Raw genomic sequence first — 1387 nt, 5'->3', positions numbered from 1 at the left:
GGCTCAATCTCGTCGAGCGCTGGTTTGCCGAGCTGACCACCAAGAAACTGCGCCGCTCCACTCACACCTCGGTGCGGCAACTCAACGCCGATATCCGTGCCTGGATCGACACCTGGAACGACAACCCCAAGCCTTACGTCTGGACTAAGACCGCCGACCAGATCCTGGCAAGCATCGCCAACTACTGCAACCGAATTAATGACTCAGGACACTAGACTCGCCACTGCCGGACCGGCTGCGCGCCGCAGTCATCCGCAGCACTGTTCGCCTTCGTGAGGCACCAACGGCAGAGCGTGACCGCTCACCGTGAGCATCCCCGAGACACCCTCACACGTAAGGCGCTCCGATGACACTCAACAGCACCAACGCTGCCGCCATCCTCTCTCCCGAGCAGGTTGCCGAGCTGGTCGTGCAGCCGCTCATCACCAGCTCGGTCGCAATGGTCACCTCCACCGTCGTGCAGACCGACAGCCACTCGATGCGCTTCCCGGTCGTCGTGTCCGACCCCGATACCGCGTGGGTGCCCGAGGGTGCGGAGATCCCGGTCTCCGACCCCGATGTCGAGGAAGTGCTTGTCACCCCGTCCGGTCTCAAAGGTTTGACCGTGGTCAGTAACGAGCTGGTCGCCGACTCCGACCCGTCCGCGCTCGACGTTGTCGGGCAAGGACTCGTAAGGGATTTGCGGACCAAGCTGGACGCCGCCTGGCTCGGGGACACCGTGGCCAACGGACCCAACGGGCTGGAGTCCCTGACCGGGGTCACCGAGACAACGGCGGTATTCGACGGCTCGCTCGACGTGATCGCCGAGGCGGTCTCGCTGGCCGAGAACGCGGGTGCGCCCACGATTCACCCCGTGGACGGGCTGCCCAACTTCTCCCTCGTCGCCAACCCGGTCGACGTGCTCGCGTTGTCCACCGCGAAAGTCAGCACCGACAGCAATCAACCGCTGCTCGGGGTCGACGCCACCGCCGTCACCGGACGCTCAGCGCTCGGCGTGCGCATCCACTCCGCACCCGCCTGCGCGCAAGGCACCGCCTGGCTCATCCCGAGAGACCGCGTGTTCGTCGTGCTGCGCAACGACCCCGAGGTCGTGGCCGACCCGTCACCGTTCTTCTCCAGCTACAGGACCGCGATCCGCGCCGTGCTGCGCGTCGGGTTCGCCTTCCCCCACGAGGCAGCCGTCGTGCGCGTCGGCATGGAAGGCAGCTAACAGACCACCTGCGCTCGGGAGCCACTGGCTACTCCGCTCGGGCGCAGGTGCTAGTGTCCTGAGTCATTAATTGCGATCTAGTTGTTAGACTGGGTTGTGCCGACACCTCATGCCGCGAAGATTGTCTTGACCACTGACGAGCGGGCCGAGTTGGAGGGGTGGGCGCGGCGACGATCC

Annotated in this window: 1 protein-coding gene and 1 pseudogene; both read left to right on the top strand. The window is 65.4% G+C overall.

Annotation, left to right across the window (positions count from 1 at the left end; all coding sequences use genetic code 11):
• Positions 1-215 (top strand): annotated as a pseudogene (locus ACXMYJ_RS29095) (IS630 family transposase); the annotation flags it as partial.
• A gap of 131 nt (positions 216-346) precedes the next feature.
• Complete coding sequence (locus ACXMYJ_RS29090) at positions 347-1210, top strand: phage major capsid protein (protein WP_443189624.1); 864 nt, start codon at positions 347-349, stop codon at positions 1208-1210.
• The last annotated feature ends 177 nt before the right edge of the window (positions 1211-1387 follow it).

Source organism: Mycobacterium sp. ZZG, from assembly GCF_054786995.1.
This window is presented reverse-complemented; position numbering and strand designations above follow the sequence as displayed.